This window comes from Providencia sp. UF-224 (assembly GCF_058245955.1).
Map to the genome: position 1 here is coordinate 1 of NZ_JBSICC010000080.1, position 1,227 is coordinate 1,227.

Below are 1,227 nucleotides of genomic sequence, written 5' to 3' on the forward strand. Positions count from 1 at the left end.
AAATAAAGCCCCCAAAACAGAACGTTATTACACCCTAGGCTATGCCCCGAATGGCAACAAAGCCGCCCAATGCCCGCGATACACCTTAAAGGACAGTGGTTAAAGGAAGCCGGTTTTGAGACAGGCTTCACCTTTACGGTGAAGATTTTAAACGGTTGTTTGGTGTTGATACCCGACAGCGAAGATACCCGAGCGATTAAGCAGCAAAACCAACAACAGCAAGCGCAACTGAGTGCAATAAAACACACCATGCGTGAGCTGATGGCAGAGTATGTTAGCAGCTAAAGGGTAAACTGAGCGGCTCTTAAAAACGAAGAAGCCAGAAGATTGGAAGATCTTCTGGCCATTCTTAATCATTTAATGAATATGCCATCTCTAATTTCTCTAGCAGCCGGAGTTAATTCAAAGCAGTCTTCTAATGGGTCATCATCTAAAGACCAGTGTTCTATTAATTGTAAATGAATCTGATGATTATCAGATAATAAAGTTAAAACTTTTCTTATCAAATCATCTTTCTTACTGTTTTGAACCAATAAATCATTTACAATATCAAGCATTAATTCCATTAATTCATTTTTTTCAAATATATTATATTTATCATTAGAGTATGCTTGAATATATTTTTTTAGCCATTCTTTTGTACGATATGATTCTGGTAATTCATATGCCCAATCTTGAGTATATTCATCTCCCATTGGCAACCCTAAGTCCATAGCTAATTGATTGGTATACATAAAATAAGGCCTCCATTTAATTGGGGTGAGATGAGTTATATGGAAACGATGTCCTAATCGAGCCATCGGGCTTTACAACCACTCTAGCCATATCCGGTTTTATTTCCACTCCGTTAGGTAAATACCCACGACCGCTTATATTATTAGGCAAGGGAACATCATGTACGCCAGGTCCTTTTTTAGCCACATCAGAAATAAAATTAGAAGCCGCATTATCATCTAAATACTGCCCTATCTGATGGTTTTTAGCTCTGGCTCTATCCATGAGTTGCTGAGGTTTTAATTTTTGGCCATGATCAATAAATGTATGTCCATAAGTTGGTTTGCTTTTAGGATTTCCCCACTTCAACTTATCACAACAGTCACCCGCCAACCCAAACGGATCTACCCAACTCACCGGATTATGCACATACCCGTACGGATTCACACCACCCAGCAGCCCTATCGGGTCGGGTGAAATATACTGCCCGTTCTCGCTATCATAATACCGAAA

Annotated in this window: 3 protein-coding genes; 1 reads left to right on the top strand and 2 read right to left on the bottom strand. The window is 39.5% G+C overall.

What is annotated here, in order from left to right:
* The first annotated feature begins 69 nt into the window (after positions 1–69).
* Positions 70–285, top strand: a complete 216-nt coding sequence (locus AC4IFO_RS22860) for a SymE family type I addiction module toxin (RefSeq protein ID WP_490737835.1) — start codon at positions 70–72, stop codon at positions 283–285.
* 68 nt (positions 286–353) lie between these two features.
* Here the strand turns inward: AC4IFO_RS22860 and AC4IFO_RS22865 are convergent, their stop codons facing one another.
* Together AC4IFO_RS22865 and AC4IFO_RS22870 are read right to left on the bottom strand one after the other, a co-directional pair.
* Positions 354–734, bottom strand: coding sequence for a hypothetical protein (locus AC4IFO_RS22865; protein ID WP_490737836.1), 381 nt, complete (start codon positions 732–734; stop codon positions 354–356).
* A gap of 16 nt (positions 735–750) precedes the next feature.
* Positions 751–1,227 (bottom strand): RHS repeat-associated core domain-containing protein (locus AC4IFO_RS22870; RefSeq protein WP_490737837.1); only part of this gene is annotated, 477 nt, incomplete at its 5' end.

What these genes read in the sequence shown, in the direction of transcription:
- AC4IFO_RS22865 (WP_490737836.1), bottom strand. Translation starts at nt 734, where the DNA reads ATGTATACCAATCAATTAGCTATGGACTTAGGGTTGCCAATGGGAGAT.
- AC4IFO_RS22860 (WP_490737835.1), top strand. Translation starts at nt 70, where the DNA reads ATGCCCGCGATACACCTTAAAGGACAGTGGTTAAAGGAAGCCGGTTTT.